We start from the raw sequence: 15,839 nt of genomic DNA, 5'->3' as shown, positions 1-15,839 counted from the left end.
GCTGCCCGATTTAGCTAGGTTCCAAAAGGAACGGCGGGTCATGATCTACAATTCGGCGAAAGACTGGCGCGAGGCTGCGCGGAAAAAGGTTTTGTTCTTCGGCATGTCGGGCCTGGGCAAGACTTACGTATCGAACGTTCTACGTGACTCGGGGGATTGGTTTCACTACTCGATCGATTACCGGATCGGGACCCGTTACATGGGTGAGTACATTACCGACAACGCCAAAGCGCAGGCGATGAAGGTGCCCTTTCTACGCGACCTGCTGCTGTCGGACTCGATCTATATCGGGTCGAACATCTCATTCGAGAACCTCAAGCCCGTCGCGACATACCTGGGCAAACCGGGCGACCCGGAATTGGGTGGAATGGAACTGCAGGAATATCGCCGCAGGCAAGAACAGTTCCGGCTGGCAGAAATCCACGCTTTGCTGGATACCGAGTATTTTGTCGACCGGGCTCAGCGGCTTTACAAATACCCGCACTTCATCTGTGACACGGGCGGATCGATCTGCGAGTGGGTCGACCCAAGCGATCCCAGAGATCAGGTCTTGTCAGAACTGTCCGGCCAGACACTGATGATCTGGATCAAGGGCGACGAAAACCACACCTCCGAACTGATCCGCCGCTTTGACAAAGCCCCAAAGCCAATGTCCTATCAGCCTGAGTTTCTGACCCGCGTATGGGACGAATACCTGACCCTGAATGACTGCGCCCCGACCGAGGTCGACCCCGATGCCTTCATCAGGTGGACCTATGCGCAGGCTCTGGCGCACCGCCAGCCGCGTTACCAGGCGATGGCCGACAATTGGGGCGTCACTATTCCCGCGCGTGAGATTGCGTCGGTCCGGGACGCCGGAGATTTCGACGAGTTGATCGAACGCACTCTTGAGACCCACCGCAACCGAACATAGTTTTCAAACTTACCTTGTTCCCGCAAAGGCTTGACCAGTATGCCAATCAAGATCCCATCTGACCTTCCCGCATTTGACGTCCTCAGCAACGAGGGCGTCATGGTCATGGCCGAGGATCAGGCAATGCGGCAGGACATCCGGCCATTGCGCATCGGGTTACTGAACCTGATGCCGAAGAAGATTCAGACCGAAAACCAGTTCGCCCGCCTGATCGGCGCCACGCCTTTGCAGATCGATCTGTCGCTGATCCGCATGACCGAGCACCAGACCAAGAACACCGCCGCCGAGCATATGCAGGAGTTTTATCGCCCTTTTCAGGAGGTGAAGGACGAGAAGTTCGACGGTCTGATCATCACCGGCGCGCCGATCGAACATCTGGATTTCAACGACGTCACCTATTGGGACGAGATCAGTGAAGTCTTCCAGTGGACACAAACCAACGTGCATTCCACTTTCGGAGTGTGCTGGGGCGGAATGGCCATGATCAACCATTTTCATGGCGTCAGGAAACACATACTGGACGCGAAGGCATTTGGCTGCTTCCGTCATCGCAATCTGCAACCATCCTCGCCCTTTCTGCGCGGATTTTCAGACGATTGCGTGATCCCTGTCAGCCGTTGGACCGAGATGAAACAGGATGAGATAGACGCAGCACCCGGATTGATCACCTTGCTGGGCAGCGATGAAGTCGGGCCATGTCTGGTCGAGGACAAGGCCCATCGCGCGATCTATATCTTCAACCATTTCGAGTATGACAGCGACACGCTGAAACAGGAATACGACCGCGACGTCGCCAACGGCACGCCGATCAATGTCCCGCTGAACTACTATCCCGATGACGATCCAACAAGGACACCGCAGAACCGGTGGCGAAGCCATGCGCATCTGCTTTATGGTAACTGGATCAGCGAAATCTACGAAACCACCCCCTATGATATCACTCGGATCGGTATGGAAATGACCGACCTGCGGGCCTGACGCGGGTCGATGCGTGTTGCCGTCATCCTCCTGACTGCCCTCGCCCTGTTCTGGGCCTTCACCCTTTGGCGAGCCGCGCGATATCAGGAAAGCGCAGAGGCCGCTTTTCCGCCCGAAGGGGAAATCCTGACCGTTGACGGCATTGCGGTTCACGCGGTGGTCATGGGCCAAGGACCGGATGTGGTGTTGATCCACGGCTCCAGCGGAAACACGCGGGACATGACGGTTGCGCTGGCTCCGATCCTGGCACAAAGCTTTCGCGTCATCGTGTTTGACCGGCCCGGCCTCGGATACAGCCAAAGCTTTAACCCGAATGGCGAAACCATCACGGAGCAAGCCGAAATCCTGCAACGTGCGGCCGCCCAGCTTGGGGCCGAGAAACCCATTGTCGCCGGGCAAAGCTATGGTGGTTCCGTTGCATTGGCATGGGCCGTGACCCGGCCCGAGAACATTTCGGCGCTGGTTTTGATCGCGCCGGCAGCCATCCCTTGGGAAACACCACTGGATGGTTTCAATCGGCTCGCCTCGACCACGACGGGGCGCCTTGCGGCATTGCCGTTCGTGTCCGCATACACGCCGGACTGGTTTGTCGAACGCGCATTGGATGAAGTGTTCGCGCCGCAGAAAGCCCCGGAAGGCTACGCCGCGCATTTCGGCCCCGGGCTGACGATGCGACCCGATTCAATGCATGCCAATGCACGGCAACGCGCCAACCTGCTGAACGAGATCACTGAGCTGCAACCACGGTACGGAGAGATTTCCGTGCCAACCGAGATCGTACATGGCACGGCTGACACGACGGTTGAAACCGACTGGCACGCGGAACCGCTGACCCAACAGATCCCCGCTGCGGAATTGATCCTGCTTGATGGAATCGGGCATATGCCGCAAGTGGTCGCCGCGCCCGAGGTTGCCTCGGCCATCGACCGGGCCGCACAACGCGCCGGTTTGCGTTAGGCTTCCGGCTAATCCATAGTCAGGTATGGATTTTATCGCGAGGTAAGGCATGGCCCGTTCGGACAAAGGTTTGATCGAAGACTACTACCGGAATGATGCGCCCAAAGACGTTCGCTCTGCGATTGAGGATGCCGGAAAACGCGAAATTCTGAACCCCTCTTTTCCCTACTCGGAAAAAATGAAGGGCAAGGAATACGATCGGCAGATGGAGGCTTTGCAGATCGAGTTGGTCAAGATGCAAGCCTGGCTGAAAGAATCGGATCATCGCGTGGCGCTGATCTTTGAAGGCCGCGATGCGGCGGGTAAAGGCGGCACCATCAAACGCTTTCGCGAAAACCTGAACCCGCGTGGCGCGCGGGTTGTGGCGCTCAGCAAACCATCGGATGCCGAACGCAGCCAGTGGTATTTCCAACGCTATATCCAGCATCTGCCCTCGGCAGGTGAAATCGTGTTCTTTGATCGCAGCTGGTACAACCGGGGTGTGGTGGAAAACGTTTTTGGCTTTTGCACCTCTGAAGAACGGGAGCGCTTTTTCCGTCAGGTCGCCCCGCTGGAAACCGGGTTGGTAAATGACGGCATTCATTTCTTCAAGTTCTGGCTGAATGTCGGGCGCGCGGAACAGCTCAATCGCTTTCTGGATCGCGAAAATGACCCGCTCAAGCAATGGAAACTCAGCCCGATCGATGTTGACGGTCTTGGAAAATGGGATGAGTACAGCCAATCCATCGCAGAAACGCTGAGCCGCACCCACTCGGATCACTGTCCCTGGACCATCATCCGCTCGGATGACAAGAAACGTGCGCGACTGGCCGCCATTCGTACGGTGTTGCACGCGCTGGACTATGACGAAAAGGACAAGAGCGCGATCGGAGAGATCGATCCCCTGATTTGCGGCGGGCCGGACATCTGGGAGTCGTAGGCGTACGATTGACTGGCAAACATGGTGCAGTTGTTGGACGGGCCAGCCTGCTTACTTTACAAGTTATGACAACAAAAGACGCCAGAGGCCTGGATGACAAAACGCGGGTATCACCACGGAAACCTGAAACAAGCGCTGATCGAGGCGGCATTGTCCTTGATCGAAGAAAAGGGTCCCACCGGGTTCACCCTGTCCGAGGCTGCCAAGACGGCGGGCGTGACCCCTGCCGCAGTGTACCGGCATTTTCATGGTCGCGAAGACCTGATCGCCGAAGCTGCGCGTCAGGGGTTCGAGATGTTTGCGGACCTGATGCAGTACGCATACGACAAAGGCCAGCCCTCGGCACTGGCCGCGTTCGAGGCGACCGGGCGGGCATATCTGGCCTTTGCCCGCAAACATCCCGGTCACTACATTTCGATGTTTGAAAGCGGTATTTCCCTGAACCGGACACCTGAGCTGGCGATGGCCGCCAACAGGGCCAAGGCCGTTCTGGAAAAAGCCGCCAGTGAGCTGTCCAAGCACATTCCACCGGAAAAACGCCCGCCCGCATCGATGTTCAGCGCCCATATTTGGGCAATGAGTCACGGTGTCGTGGAACTGTTTGCCCGAAATACCGGCGCAAGCTCTCCCTTTCCGCCCGAAGACCTTCTGGAGACCGGCATCGGCATCTACCTGAGGGGGCTTGGCCTGGTTCCGCAGGATGACTGAACCAGATCAGAAAACCTTTCTGGGTTGCGGCACGCTCAGGCCGGACGTCACATTGATCAGGTCCATTTCACCCATGCCTTTGATTTCCACGCGTCCCAGATCCGAAACCTGGAATTCGTCAATCAACGCATATTTCATTTCTTCCGGAGCAACGATTTTCATTGGATTCGCAAAAACTTGCAGTCGGGACGCAATGTTCACGGCCGGGCCAAAAACGTCGTAGACGTATTTCTGGATACCGACGACCGACCCCACCGCGGCGCCCATGCCCAACCCGATACGGGCCTGCCATTTGTGGGGGTGAGTCTCGTTGCGCCGCTCGAGATACCTGAGGAACCGGACCGCGCAATGGGCGACAGCCGTTGCATGGTCCGGCGTCGCATCGGGCATACCGGACACCGCAAGATAGGCATCTCCGATCGTTTTGATCCTTTCACATCCATACTGTTCAACGATGCGGTCAAATGCCGTGAAAATATCATTCAGCTCGCTCAGCGTGACGGTCGGGTCCGTTTTCGCAGCAAAATCGGTGAAGCCGACGAAGTCCAGCATAACCACCGACACTTGTTCATAAAGCTGCGGTGTCACAACGCCGAACGTCTTGAATTCCTCGTAGACCGCACGAGGCATCAGGTTCAGCAGCAACCTTTCGACCCGTTCCTTTTCCCGCTCAAGTTCGCGCGTATTGCGTTCCACCATGGTCGAATAGCTGTCGATCATGCTTTCCAGTTCACGAATGCGGGTGATGTTCTGGCACTCGACAACCAGGACCTGCTCGGAAAGGCCATTGGCAAGGGAAACGGCAGTGGCAAATATCAGGGTCCTGCGTTTCGGCTTGATCTGCAACTCCACTGAATAACGCAGACCGGATTGTTTCACATCCTCCAGTTCGCGCATATCCAGGTCCGGAAGGAAGTCCATCAGGGTTTGTCCTTCGGCTGGCGTGCCGAACCATTCGCTGAAGGGTCCATTATAGAAGACAAAACTTAAATCCGAGGCACGGACAACAGCCACTCCTACCCCGATTGCACGCAGCAGTTGTTCATTGATTGCAAGAATACTCATGCAGCGTCCCGCGCCACGATGATAGCGCGCTTCCCTTCGATTGCAGCCAGCGCCGTTTTCACATCACCATCCGACATTCCGTGCATCGACAATGCCTGCCCGAACAATTCGGCCATCTCGTCAAAGTCCGAGTGGCTGATGTTCAGGTTCCGATGCACCGCCTCGATCCGTTCATCACTGAACGATGCCGGTCCACCGACCAGTGACGAAACGAACTTGGTTTGGTGATCGATCAGACGCGGCATGTCGATGTCCTCGAAGAACCCCCCGATTTCATCGGAGTCCAGCGCCATTTCGTAGAATGTCATCACGATACGGCTGATGGTTTTGAACCCGCCGTATTTTTCATAAATAGTCTGACCCACACCAATTACCTGCGCGTTAATTCTTCATAACACTGCAAGGCTATATCAAATTGACAGTTTTGTTAACGATTATGACCGGAACACTGATTTCAACGACCGGAATTGCTGGGTCGCCGAGTGTCTCAGACCTTCAAATCATCCGCAGTGGAAATGAACCCTGCATAGCCGCCCTGGCGCAGCAGACGCTTTTGCCGCCCCATTCGCCAACGCAGTTTTCGGCCCGCAGCCTGCAGTTCGCGCCGGACCCGAAACCAATGCGGCCCCTTGTCCAGACCGCTATTCGTTGCCTTGTCCTGTGACCGTTCACTGACTTTGACAGTTTCCGCCGTCTGACCCTGTTGCTTCGACCAGATCATCTGCACCCCGACAGCAGGGAACACTTGAAACATGCGCCAGTCGGTGCGCGGAATAGATACGAAATCGTCCAAATGATCCGAGTAGGTTTCCGACCACGACAAAAGCTTTCGGCACCCTTCCTGTGAAAGAATGTACGCAGCCGCACTGGGTGCCATTTCCAGCATCGGTCTCGCCATGACACCACCAATGGTCTCCTGTGGCCCGAAACGCAACGGTTTGGGAGAGTAGTCAAGCTTCACAAAATCAAAGACTTGGCCATTGGAAAGAACTGTTTCAATCACGTCCCCGGCGCTGGCAGACATTTCTACATCGTCTTCGAAAATCGCGGCAGCTTGCAGTCCCTGATCCACGATCTGTTTCCAGACGGCACGGTGGCTTTCAAAACAGGCAATCTCGCTTTGCTTCAGGCCCCAACGACTACCGGTTCCCGGGACGTATCCGTTCCCCTCAAGCGCCCCTTCTGCCTGCGCGTCCGTCGCACTGAATCGAATTGCGTTGCTCAACCCGGCTTTGGCGAACTCGGCCTCCATGAACTCCCGCCGCTCGGGAACGCGGTCCAGGTTGATATAAAACACACCGGTCAACTGATCCTGCCTCTGACGCTCCACTACCGTTCCTTTCGTTCATTTAGCGCAGGCAGGTCCTGCCTGATCCGGAAATCAACCCTGTACGCGGGCCACGATATGGCAGGCCGAGGCTTCGCGGATCAAAATTCGCCAAAGCTGCCTGACATGCGCTTGCGTCTCCGCAAGATGGAATGCTGATACGCACGTTTGCTAAACAGCGTCAAAGGCAGAAGAACCCTTTCACCCAGCCCGTCAATCACGACCAGACGCCCGCCCCTTTGTTCAGCGCGAACAACGTTTTCCAACCCCATGTCGCCCATCAGAATGTTGCCGCGTTCCAGATCATCCAGAAGATCCATGAATTCATCATGCAGCGCACGGATTTTGTCTTTGTCGCCGTCGTACGAGACAAATTCCTGATACACCGTCGGTGCCAGATCGCCGCCCGGGCCGGTCATCTTTTCCACGACCAGTGCCGGTCCCGCTGATGTCGACGCGTATCCCATAAACCGGGCCAGACGCTCGATTTCGGGGCATCCTCGGCTCAGTGCGGCCAGGTACTCATTTGCCTCGCGGTTCCACTGCCGCAGATTGCCATAACGCCATTCAGCGTATCGCGGTACAAAATGACTGCGAACCGGTTTATCCGTTCTGACCTTGAGCAGCGCGTTGTCTTGTTCAGGGTGCTGGAAAATCAGGTAATTGCGGCTTTTTCGCAGTGGTTCCAAAGAACTCAGATCGATCATGAAGCGTTATTCCAGTAGGTCAAATTCACCGCAACTGTCTTGCAAAGCCACAGCATGTGCCAGCCAGATATAAAAGCGCCGCTGTCTTGATACAATGCAGCATCCAGTCAATTCACCACTGATCACCCAATCAATACACGCGCGACCAACCGACATGACGAACAGTGATCCATGGTGGTAGGAATGGGGCTGGCGCCATACGTTCTCTGACGAATAGTTCGGCCTGAAAACGTAGACGCATTGTCCTACATCACGCTATAACCGCCATCCACCGGTATTGTCACGCCTGTCACAAATCCGGCCAGATCTGATGATGCAAGGTAAAGAACTGTCCCGGTCATTTCCTTTGGCTCACCCCAGCGCGCCAAAGGTGTTCGCTGGACGATGGAAGCACTGAACGTGTCGTTTGCCTGCGATCCTGCGGTCAGGTTGGTCCGGATCCATCCTGGCGCAATGGCGTTTACCCGTACGCCGTCACGCGCATAAGCGACCGCAAGCGATTTGGTCAGGCCAACGATCCCGGTTTTGCTTGCAGCATAGGCTGGCCCCGATCCGCTTCCGAAGTAGCTGTACATCGAGGCGATATTGATGATGCATCCCGGCCGTTTGGCCAATTTCGGGTACAGGCCGTGGCTTAGGCGATAAACCGAGTTGAGGTTGATAATCATGTTTCGATCAAACCCCTCGGGTGAGAGGCCTTCAGGAGGATCAACAAAGGTTCCCGCATTGTTGACAAGAACATCAACCTGACCAGTCGCGGCGACCAGGGAAGCTACCGAGGCTTCGTCTTCCATGTTCACCTGATGGTATCGGAAGGCGGAAAGGTCCGCCTGATACTCCCCGACCGATCCTCTTCTGCCGGTAACCGTCACCGTCGCTCCAGCGTCTGCGAACGCTCTCGCGACGGCGAGCCCGATGCCGTTTGAGCCGCCCGTCACCATGACGTTCTGCTCTGAAAAACCCAGAATGCGCGCCATTACTCTCCTCCTGTCCAAAGTAAGCCGCCGTCGGAATCCTGTGGGCCAGCATTCAGGGCAAACTCGACAGCAAGTCCTTTCAACCTGCACGCGCCCATTCCAGCACGGCCGTTTCACGTTTCCCTCCAAACGTCGCGTTCTTGCCGCGAAGCGTAAGCCGATCTTTTGCGACCTCAATTTCCCGCTGCAAGGTCAGGCCCACAAAATCCTGCAAAACCGAGACTAGTACTTCATGATTGACCGTTTGGTCAGAGACTTGAAACGTACCGCAATAGGACATGTGGCTGCCGAGCGCCGCTTTGGCGGCCTCGCTTGTTGCGGTCGAACTGTCCGAACCAAGAGGTTGTCTACCAGCTGCCATCATGTGCACGAATACATGCCCGTCCTCAGAATAGTGAAGCATTCCAATCGGATCGGGCCCGTATGGTTCCTCGTGCGTGCCATCGTCGTAGTCAAAGCGATAAGCGACAAGTTTCCATGTTCCGAGAACAGACTTTTCCGAGAGCCTTTCCGAGCCGTTCATCCAAAAACTCCAACTTCAATGCGTGGATCGGCATCAAACGCCGTGCGCCTGACGCAGTCGACAAAAGCGGCCTTTTTGAATGGGTAATTTGTTATTGAAAGAAGGACCGCTGGTCAGTCAGCTGCAAGGATATGACTCGACCGAAATAGGTCAAACGAAAAAAGTCTGAATCAGCGGCTCTCAGAAGACGGCTGGATCTGGGCTTCGTTTGGTTTATGGCGGAGAGACAGGGATTCGAACCCTGGAGACGGTTTCCCGCCTACACACTTTCCAGGCGTGCGCCTTCGACCACTCGGCCACCTCTCCGTGAGCGGGATATTTGGACTATCGCCGGGGGATTTGCAAGGCCCGATTAGGGTGAAAATTCACCGGAAAACAACAGCACGTTTATGAAGGTCAAACCTCGTCCCCATCGGCATCAGGCATGTCGGCTTCGGTCATCTCAACCGGCGCGGTTGATGTTGTTGCGGAGGGGATTTCCGCTGACTTCTGCTCGGTTTGGGCTTCCCCTGCCTTCAATACTTCGGGATTGCGCAACCAGACATCGCGCTGTGCGAACGGAATCTCGATCCCCTCTTCGACAAACCGCCGGTTGATTTCATGGTTCATGTCAGACTTCACCGACAGAACCCAGTTCACATCCCGAAGAATGCCGCGGATTTCAAAATCCAGCGAATCCGCGCCGAACCCCTGAAACACGACGCTGGGCGCTGGATTTGCCAGAACCATGGGGTGCGCATTTGCGATCTCGCCCAGAATTTTTTCGACCAGCCGGGTATCAGTGCCATAAGCCACACCAACAGGCACGATCACCCGCCCGATCGTGTTGCCGCGGGTGTAGTTCGTGACCACGCCACTGATCAGGTCCGAGTTGGGAACGATCACATCCGTCCGGTCAAACGTCTCGATCCGTGTAGATCGAACCGAGATATCGCGGACGTAGCCCATCATTCCGTTCACATCGATCCAGTCCCCCTTGGAGATGGGACGCTCGACCAGCAGGATAATGCCTGAAACGAAGTTCGATACGATGGTTTGCAGACCAAAGCCAATGCCGACCGAAAGTGCACCAGCAACAATCGCCAGCGACGAAAGGTTGAAGCCTGCAATCGTGATCGCAATCAACGCGGCCAGGAAAATACCGACGTAACCGGTGCCGGACACAATCGCGTTTTGCCCGCCCGGATCAATACTGGTCTTGGGCAGCAGCGAGTTCCTCAACCCGCTTTGCAACATGCGCGTCAGGCCATACCCGATGGCGAAGACCACAACAAAGGTGAAGAAATTGCTGGGGGAGATTGTCACCCCACCGATATCAAACCCTTGCAACAACTGGGACCAGATCTCTTGCAGATCCGTCCTGCGCGCGCCCCAGTAAAGCGCGAGAATAGGCATCGCCAGAATGGCCATGGTAAATCCGACGAGAACGGAAAAAAGCGAGTCCTTGGCCGCTTCACCTTTGCCGCTGAACCATCCGTAGACCGAGGCCAGGAAACGCTGGAAAATCAGCAAGGCGGCAATGAGGACCAGTGTTTTTACAGCCGGGAAAACAATCGCTTCGGCCGCGTTCGTGTATCCCAGAACAGCGAGTATGGGACTGCCGATCCCCAGCAGGAACAAGGCTCTGCGAATGAACTCGACCAGCTGACTGAACCCGGCAGCACGAGCGGTTGCGGCCGGTTCATCCGGGTCAGGTGTGGTATCCACGGTTCGGACAAGGCGAACACGCAGCAACAGCAGGGCCGTCCCGAAAATAACCGGGAACGCGACCACGGCACGCGTCGCGTCAGAGATATTCTCGATCTGCTCAAACAGCTTTACCAGTTCGTGCAGGATCAGGAACCCCGCCAACAGATCTAGATGAACTCGTAACTCTCTTACCCTTTGTCTCGACAGCTTCTTAAATCCCTGCGCTTCCTGCAGAACATGGAACTGTCGGCCAATCCAGTCGTAGAAAAGTATGATCCCGGCCCAATAAGGCACGTTTTCCATCAGCAGAGCGCCGCGCAGGCCCAAAATACCCGTCAGCGACACTGCCGTTACCAGCAGCACAACGCCAAACCACGGTAGAATGATCCGCAGCAGAGAGGTCAGGAAAGCCCAGACACCACTGCCCTGCCCGCCCAGACGCCGCAGATATTCACCGGCGGATTCAGACCATCGCTTTCCATAGAACAGCAGGACACCTGCTATCACGACCAGAGCAAGAATGCCCAACCCGCGGTCGCGAAACCGTTCATGCACCACGTCTGTTTGGAAGTTTCTGCGCACCTCATTGAACAGACTGCGCGCTGCTTCGTTCACATCGGTCCAGGCGGGACCCCAATGGGCAGGATTCAAAGGAGACGGACCGCGCTCTAGCAGTTCTTTTGCCTGACGGTCCCGCAGCAATTGATCAATTTCGAAGATAAGACCATTCGCCCGGCTGAACGCCTCTTCCGAGATTATCCTAGGGACCCGCAGACTGTTTAGCTGCTCCTCAAGGTGATTTCGAAGGTTGGCGATGTCTTCTGGTTCGGTTGCATCACCTTTCGGTTCCGGACCAAGCGCCTTCAGTTGGCCTTCCAGCGTTTTGATACGTTCTGTATTCGCGCTCCGCGCATTGTTGAAATCTTCGCGATAGTCGCTGATTTCACTCCGCAAATTTTCAAGAGCCGCGTTTGAGGCCTTGTTGGCCTCGATTACCGCTTCGGCCCGATCCGCCGTTTTGACCCAGCCTTGATAGTATTCGCTCTGTCGATCAGACAACTGGGCGAACGCAGAACCGCCCAGTACGGCAAAACACACCGCAACAAGGGCCAGGAACAGGCGGACCTGCTGCCGCATCATACGTCCTCGAACACGCCCGGGATACTGCGTGGCGCATCGGTCATCCAATCAGGAACCGGCAGCTCTTTTTCACGCAGAAAATCGGGGTTGAACAGTTTGGACTGATAGCGAGTGCCGTAGTCGCACAGGATGGTTACGATGGTATGACCTGGTCCCATTTCTTTGGCTAACCGGACCGCACCCGCCATGTTGATCGCGGTTGATCCGCCCATTACCAGACCTTCCTCACGGAGCAGGTCGAAGATATAGGGTAACGCCTCGTTGTCTGTGATCTGGTAGGAAAAATCAGGCGTGAACCCTTCAAGGTTCTTGGTGATCCGAACCTGCCCGATACCCTCGGCAATCGATCCGCCTTCCATCGCGATCTCACCCGTTGTGTAATAGGAAAACAGCCCGGCGCCCATCGGATCGGCCAATGCCACCTTCACCCCCTTTGGCTGCAGCACTTCGGCCACACCGGCAAGCGTACCACCCGAACCTACGGCGCTGACAAATCCGTCGACCTTGCCGTCGGTCTGTTCCCAGATCTCGGGGCCCGTTGTTTCCACATGCGCCTGACGGTTGGCAACATTATCGAACTGATTGGCCCAGATCGCGCCATTGGGCTCAGATTGCGCAAGTTCTTCGGCCAGACGCCGTGAATAGTGCACAAAATTGTTCGGGTTGCGGTAAGGCGCCGCGGGAACCTGAACCAACTGGGCACCTGCCAGACGCAGCATGTCCTTTTTCTCTTCCGACTGGGTTTCGGGAATCACGATGACAGTCTTGAACCCCATCGATGCGCCAACCAGCGCCAGACCGATACCGGTGTTACCTGCGGTACCCTCGACAATTGTCCCGCCTGGCTTCAGATTCCCCCGGGCAATTGCGTCACGGATGATGAACAGAGCGGCACGGTCCTTGACGGATTGCCCCGGGTTCATGAACTCGGCCTTGCCGAGGATCTCGCAACCGGTCTCTTCACTGATGCGGCGCAGCCGGATCAACGGTGTTTTCCCTACTGCGTCGGCAAGATCTCGTGCAATGCGCATGGCGCCCTCATTTCAATTTGGTATCGTCAGAGATTTACAGGCGCGCCGCAGCAACCACAAGCAACGAAACTTAACCGCGCAACCGGTCGCGATGTCGTGCCAGCCAATGGGCCAAGGTCAGCAGAGGCATGTCCTTGAAGGCATGACTGTCAACCATTCCGATGAATTCGGCATACGAGAATATCCGGCTACGGATGTTCTCGCCCTCCGAAGAAAGGCCACCATTGTCGGTCGTTTCGGTCAGGTCAGCCAATCCCAGATACAGATGGACGTACTCGGTCGACGAACCGCTGGAAGAATATACCCCACCAGCGTATTCCAGCGCGCTGGGGGTCACGTGCGCTTCTTCCTGAGTTTCGCGAATTGCCGCCTGTTCGGGCGTTTCGCGGGGATCGATCATGCCCGCGACCGGCTCCCACATCCAGGGTTCCGGGTCGTCGATCAAAAAGACCGGCACGCGAAACTGTTCGACCAGCAAGACCGTGTCCCGTACCGGATCGTAGGGCAGAACAACGACGGCGCTGCCCTGCATCAACCCATTGTAGTTGAGAACCGGACCCATTGATCCGTCGTATTGGCGGTGTTGAAACCTGATTTCATCAATCCCAAAATAGTTGATGTAGGCGGGCTTGCGATCATGGACGATCACGTCCTGCGCCGTATCGCGCGCATCACCGGTCTGACGCCGGCGCGCAGCCAACCTGGCCCAGGCCCGGGTCCGGATGGCTGGAAAACTTCGCGCAATCTCAGCGGCTTCGACCTTGCCGTAGTGGGCCATCACCTCATCTGCGGCAAGTAGCGTCAGTTCTCCCCAATCTCCAAACCAGTCCTTCAGGGACCAGGGTTGGTCCGGCGTCCAAAGGTTGGGTTCTGGAAAGAATACGCTTGCCGTCGCCTTCGTTCCGTCAGGCAGCTCAAGGTCACGGGGGCTGAGGTCGTAATCGAAACCACCTTCGTAGTAAGTCAGCCGTTTCAAATCCTCGGGACTGAATCCCTGCACCAGCAAACCTTCGGCCTTGCTGCCATTCTCGCTGACAATCATCGGAAAGCTTTGCCCCTTCACACCATAGACGGCGTGGTCGGGCAATCTGGCCTCAGATATTTTCAACTCAGACAGCGGGCGGCCAAGCACACGTTCCAGCAACGGCTGGCACCTGAGCGTGCCGTAAAAAAATAGATCAGACACGGGGATAGAGCTTTCGTTGTTCAGTCCTTAACGCCAGCGGCGACTCGCCTCTTCGGTCGCCAACCCGGTTATGACAGCGCCCACCGCTAGCGTCACCAGAATGTTCGGAACAATCAGCTGCTCGCCAAACTCGACACCAAGCTTGAAAATCGCAAGCACCGCCTCGAACGGGCCGTCATACCTGTGACGCATCGCCAGGCGGAACATCTCATAGGTGCCCTGCACGAAAAGTCCCCAGAACACCAAAGATGCGACACCGGTAAGCCCGTTGTTGACACCTGCCGTCCATCCGCGACCAGCCCGCTTGCCCATGATTTTCCATCCGCAAACGAACCCAAGCGCAATGTTGACCAGAGTGAAATAGCCGTAATCCTTACCCTCGTCCCCGTTTTCGATGATCATCGTGGAGACAATAAAGGCAACCACCACCAGACATACAGCGGCAACTAGACGTGAGGCACTGGGCATACGAGGGGTCCGTTCGTTAACTCGGTTTTGCTATGGTGATCTGTGTCACATCGCAATTGCCGGTGTCAAAGGCCGCGCCGCATGCAGTCAAATAATAATTCCACATGCGGCGAAAACGCTCATCAAAGCCCATTTGGGAAATCTCTTCCCACTTGGCATTGAACGTCTCATACCAGCGTCGAAGAGTCAGGTCGTAGCTTTTACCGAATTCGCGTGACTTCATCACACTCAGCCCGGCGCGTTCAATCTCTTGCCTGAGGATCGTTGGCGACGGCAACATTCCACCGGGAAATATGTATTTCTGAATGAAATCAACACCGTTTTTGTAATAGTCCCAGCGGTGATCACCCACCGTAATGATCTGAAGCGTGGCCTGACCGCCAGGTTTCAGCCGGTCGCGTACTGTCTCGAAGTAGACAGGCCAGTACTTCTGCCCAACCGCCTCGAACATCTCGATCGAGGCGATCCCGTCATAATGCCCCTGCTCGTCGCGGTAATCCTGAAGTTTGAACTCCACCTGATCCGATAGCCCAAGATTTTCAATACGTTGCCGCGCAAAGTTCAACTGTTCCTGACTGAGTGTAAGGCCGGTGACGCGCAGCCCACGTTCCTTTGCGGCATATTCGGCAAAACCACCCCAGCCGCAGCCGATTTCCAGTATGTGATCCCCCGGCTTGGCACCCATTTCGTCCACAAGGCTTGCGTATTTTGCGATCTGCGCATTTTCCAGACTTTCCTGCCCGGTCTCGAACAATGCGCTGGAATAGGTCATCGTATCGTCCAGCCACAGTGAATAGAAATCATTGCCTAGATCGTAATGGTAAGAGATATTTTTCCTGGCCTGTTTGCGATTGTTTCGATGCAACCAGAACCGAAGCCTTTCATAGGCCTGAACCAGAAACCGACCGGTGAAATCGTCATAAACGGCCTCTGATTCCAGATGTACCAGATCCATGAACGATCTCAGATCAGGTGTGCTCCAACCGCCCTCCAGATAGGCGTCAGAAAAACCAAGCTCACCCTCGCGAACCAATCGGGAAAAAACATCCGGATCATGAATATCGACCTGCGCCACCGGCCCGGGCTTTGCGCCTTCGGTTCGAAACACCCGACCATCAGGCAAGACAATATCCAGCCGTCCATTTTCCATCCGGCCAAGCATTTTCAGCACTTGTGAAAAATATCTGGGCAGGTTCTTCTGCCCTTCAGTCGTGGTCAGGATCATCCGCTCTCCCCTGTGCGGTCGTAGAA

General features: G+C 55.9%; 16 protein-coding genes and 1 tRNA gene. 5 read left to right on the top strand and 12 right to left on the bottom strand.

Going from position 1 to position 15,839, the window contains the following annotated elements; genetic code table 11:
* Window positions 1-40: 40 nt before the first annotated feature.
* The 5 genes from ACR0FE_RS00760 (at window position 41) to ACR0FE_RS00740 (ending at window position 4,475) form a co-directional block, all read left to right on the top strand.
* Window positions 41-913 carry an ATPase gene (locus ACR0FE_RS00760; RefSeq protein WP_480909282.1) on the top strand — a complete coding sequence of 291 codons (873 nt, stop codon included), beginning with the start codon at window positions 41-43 and terminating at the stop codon, window positions 911-913.
* Between the two features lie 39 nt (window positions 914-952).
* Window positions 953-1,891 (top strand): homoserine O-acetyltransferase MetA, encoded by a 939-nt coding sequence (gene metA / locus ACR0FE_RS00755; RefSeq protein ID WP_480910279.1) that lies wholly within the window; start codon window positions 953-955, stop codon window positions 1,889-1,891.
* A gap of 9 nt (window positions 1,892-1,900) precedes the next feature.
* On the top strand, window positions 1,901-2,848 hold the full coding sequence (locus ACR0FE_RS00750) for an alpha/beta fold hydrolase (RefSeq protein WP_170616720.1): 948 nt from the start codon (window positions 1,901-1,903) through the stop codon (window positions 2,846-2,848).
* Between the two features lie 49 nt (window positions 2,849-2,897).
* Window positions 2,898-3,767 (top strand): polyphosphate kinase 2, encoded by an 870-nt coding sequence (gene ppk2, locus ACR0FE_RS00745; RefSeq protein ID WP_480910277.1) that lies wholly within the window; start codon window positions 2,898-2,900, stop codon window positions 3,765-3,767.
* Between the two features lie 93 nt (window positions 3,768-3,860).
* The gene (locus tag ACR0FE_RS00740; RefSeq protein WP_170616716.1) at window positions 3,861-4,475 is read left to right on the top strand and encodes a TetR/AcrR family transcriptional regulator; all 615 of its coding nucleotides are present in this window, start codon (window positions 3,861-3,863) and stop codon (window positions 4,473-4,475) included.
* A gap of 6 nt (window positions 4,476-4,481) precedes the next feature.
* Here ACR0FE_RS00740 and ACR0FE_RS00735 read toward each other — a convergent pair whose 3' ends face one another.
* From ACR0FE_RS00735 to ACR0FE_RS00680, 12 genes are all read right to left on the bottom strand, one after another.
* A complete protein-coding gene (locus tag ACR0FE_RS00735; protein WP_170616714.1) occupies window positions 4,482-5,540 on the bottom strand; it encodes an adenylate/guanylate cyclase domain-containing protein in 1,059 nt (352 codons plus the stop codon).
* Window positions 5,537-5,905, bottom strand: a complete 369-nt coding sequence (locus tag ACR0FE_RS00730) for a group I truncated hemoglobin (RefSeq protein WP_170616712.1) — start codon at window positions 5,903-5,905, stop codon at window positions 5,537-5,539. The genes ACR0FE_RS00735 and ACR0FE_RS00730 overlap by 4 nt, the downstream gene beginning before the upstream one ends.
* Window positions 5,906-6,027: 122 nt before the next feature.
* Window positions 6,028-6,870 carry a glycosyltransferase family 25 protein gene (locus ACR0FE_RS00725; protein WP_480910274.1) on the bottom strand — a complete coding sequence of 281 codons (843 nt, stop codon included), beginning with the start codon at window positions 6,868-6,870 and terminating at the stop codon, window positions 6,028-6,030.
* A gap of 98 nt (window positions 6,871-6,968) precedes the next feature.
* On the bottom strand, window positions 6,969-7,574 hold the full coding sequence (locus ACR0FE_RS00720) for a YrbL family protein (protein ID WP_480910273.1): 606 nt from the start codon (window positions 7,572-7,574) through the stop codon (window positions 6,969-6,971).
* A gap of 245 nt (window positions 7,575-7,819) precedes the next feature.
* Window positions 7,820-8,551: an SDR family NAD(P)-dependent oxidoreductase gene (locus tag ACR0FE_RS00715; protein WP_480910271.1), complete on the bottom strand. Its 732-nt coding sequence runs from the start codon at window positions 8,549-8,551 to the stop codon at window positions 7,820-7,822.
* A 79-nt stretch (window positions 8,552-8,630) separates the two neighbouring features.
* Complete coding sequence (locus tag ACR0FE_RS00710; RefSeq protein ID WP_480910270.1) at window positions 8,631-9,074, bottom strand: lipocalin-like domain-containing protein; 444 nt, start codon at window positions 9,072-9,074, stop codon at window positions 8,631-8,633.
* 216 nt (window positions 9,075-9,290) lie between these two features.
* Window positions 9,291-9,380, bottom strand: a tRNA-Ser gene (locus ACR0FE_RS00705).
* A 90-nt stretch (window positions 9,381-9,470) separates the two neighbouring features.
* Window positions 9,471-11,900, bottom strand: a complete 2,430-nt coding sequence (locus ACR0FE_RS00700; RefSeq protein ID WP_480910268.1) for a DUF3772 domain-containing protein — start codon at window positions 11,898-11,900, stop codon at window positions 9,471-9,473.
* Window positions 11,900-12,934, bottom strand: a complete 1,035-nt coding sequence (locus tag ACR0FE_RS00695) for a cysteine synthase A (RefSeq protein WP_480910266.1) — start codon at window positions 12,932-12,934, stop codon at window positions 11,900-11,902. Before ACR0FE_RS00695 ends, ACR0FE_RS00700 begins: the two co-directional genes overlap by 1 nt.
* A 70-nt stretch (window positions 12,935-13,004) precedes the next feature.
* Window positions 13,005-14,120: an NUDIX domain-containing protein gene (locus tag ACR0FE_RS00690; protein WP_480910264.1), complete on the bottom strand. Its 1,116-nt coding sequence runs from the start codon at window positions 14,118-14,120 to the stop codon at window positions 13,005-13,007.
* Window positions 14,121-14,147: 27 nt separating this feature from the next.
* Window positions 14,148-14,588 carry a TrgA family protein gene (locus ACR0FE_RS00685; RefSeq protein ID WP_170616361.1) on the bottom strand — a complete coding sequence of 147 codons (441 nt, stop codon included), beginning with the start codon at window positions 14,586-14,588 and terminating at the stop codon, window positions 14,148-14,150.
* A gap of 16 nt (window positions 14,589-14,604) precedes the next feature.
* The gene (locus tag ACR0FE_RS00680) at window positions 14,605-15,813 is read right to left on the bottom strand and encodes an SAM-dependent methyltransferase (protein WP_170616359.1); all 1,209 of its coding nucleotides are present in this window, start codon (window positions 15,811-15,813) and stop codon (window positions 14,605-14,607) included.
* Between the last annotated feature and the right edge of the window lie 26 nt (window positions 15,814-15,839).

Source organism: Ruegeria sp. K7 (assembly GCF_056531785.1).
Note: the sequence above shows the minus strand (reverse complement) of the source record. Positions and strands in the feature narration are given on the sequence as shown.

Bases quoted from the DNA above. Each gene is read 5' to 3' on its own strand.
- ACR0FE_RS00760 (WP_480909282.1), top strand. From the start codon at position 41: ATGATCTACAATTCGGCGAAAGACTGGCGCGAGGCTGCGCGGAAAAAG.
- metA (WP_480910279.1), top strand. From the start codon at position 953: ATGCCAATCAAGATCCCATCTGACCTTCCCGCATTTGACGTCCTCAGC.
- ACR0FE_RS00750 (WP_170616720.1), top strand. From the start codon at position 1,901: ATGCGTGTTGCCGTCATCCTCCTGACTGCCCTCGCCCTGTTCTGGGCC.
- ppk2 (WP_480910277.1), top strand. From the start codon at position 2,898: ATGGCCCGTTCGGACAAAGGTTTGATCGAAGACTACTACCGGAATGAT.
- ACR0FE_RS00740 (WP_170616716.1), top strand. From the start codon at position 3,861: ATGACAAAACGCGGGTATCACCACGGAAACCTGAAACAAGCGCTGATC.
- ACR0FE_RS00735 (WP_170616714.1), bottom strand. From the start codon at position 5,540: ATGAGTATTCTTGCAATCAATGAACAACTGCTGCGTGCAATCGGGGTA.
- ACR0FE_RS00720 (WP_480910273.1), bottom strand. From the start codon at position 7,574: ATGATCGATCTGAGTTCTTTGGAACCACTGCGAAAAAGCCGCAATTAC.
- ACR0FE_RS00715 (WP_480910271.1), bottom strand. From the start codon at position 8,551: ATGGCGCGCATTCTGGGTTTTTCAGAGCAGAACGTCATGGTGACGGGC.
- ACR0FE_RS00710 (WP_480910270.1), bottom strand. From the start codon at position 9,074: ATGAACGGCTCGGAAAGGCTCTCGGAAAAGTCTGTTCTCGGAACATGG.
- ACR0FE_RS00700 (WP_480910268.1), bottom strand. From the start codon at position 11,900: ATGCGGCAGCAGGTCCGCCTGTTCCTGGCCCTTGTTGCGGTGTGTTTT.
- ACR0FE_RS00695 (WP_480910266.1), bottom strand. From the start codon at position 12,934: ATGCGCATTGCACGAGATCTTGCCGACGCAGTAGGGAAAACACCGTTG.
- ACR0FE_RS00685 (WP_170616361.1), bottom strand. From the start codon at position 14,588: ATGCCCAGTGCCTCACGTCTAGTTGCCGCTGTATGTCTGGTGGTGGTT.
- ACR0FE_RS00680 (WP_170616359.1), bottom strand. From the start codon at position 15,813: ATGATCCTGACCACGACTGAAGGGCAGAAGAACCTGCCCAGATATTTT.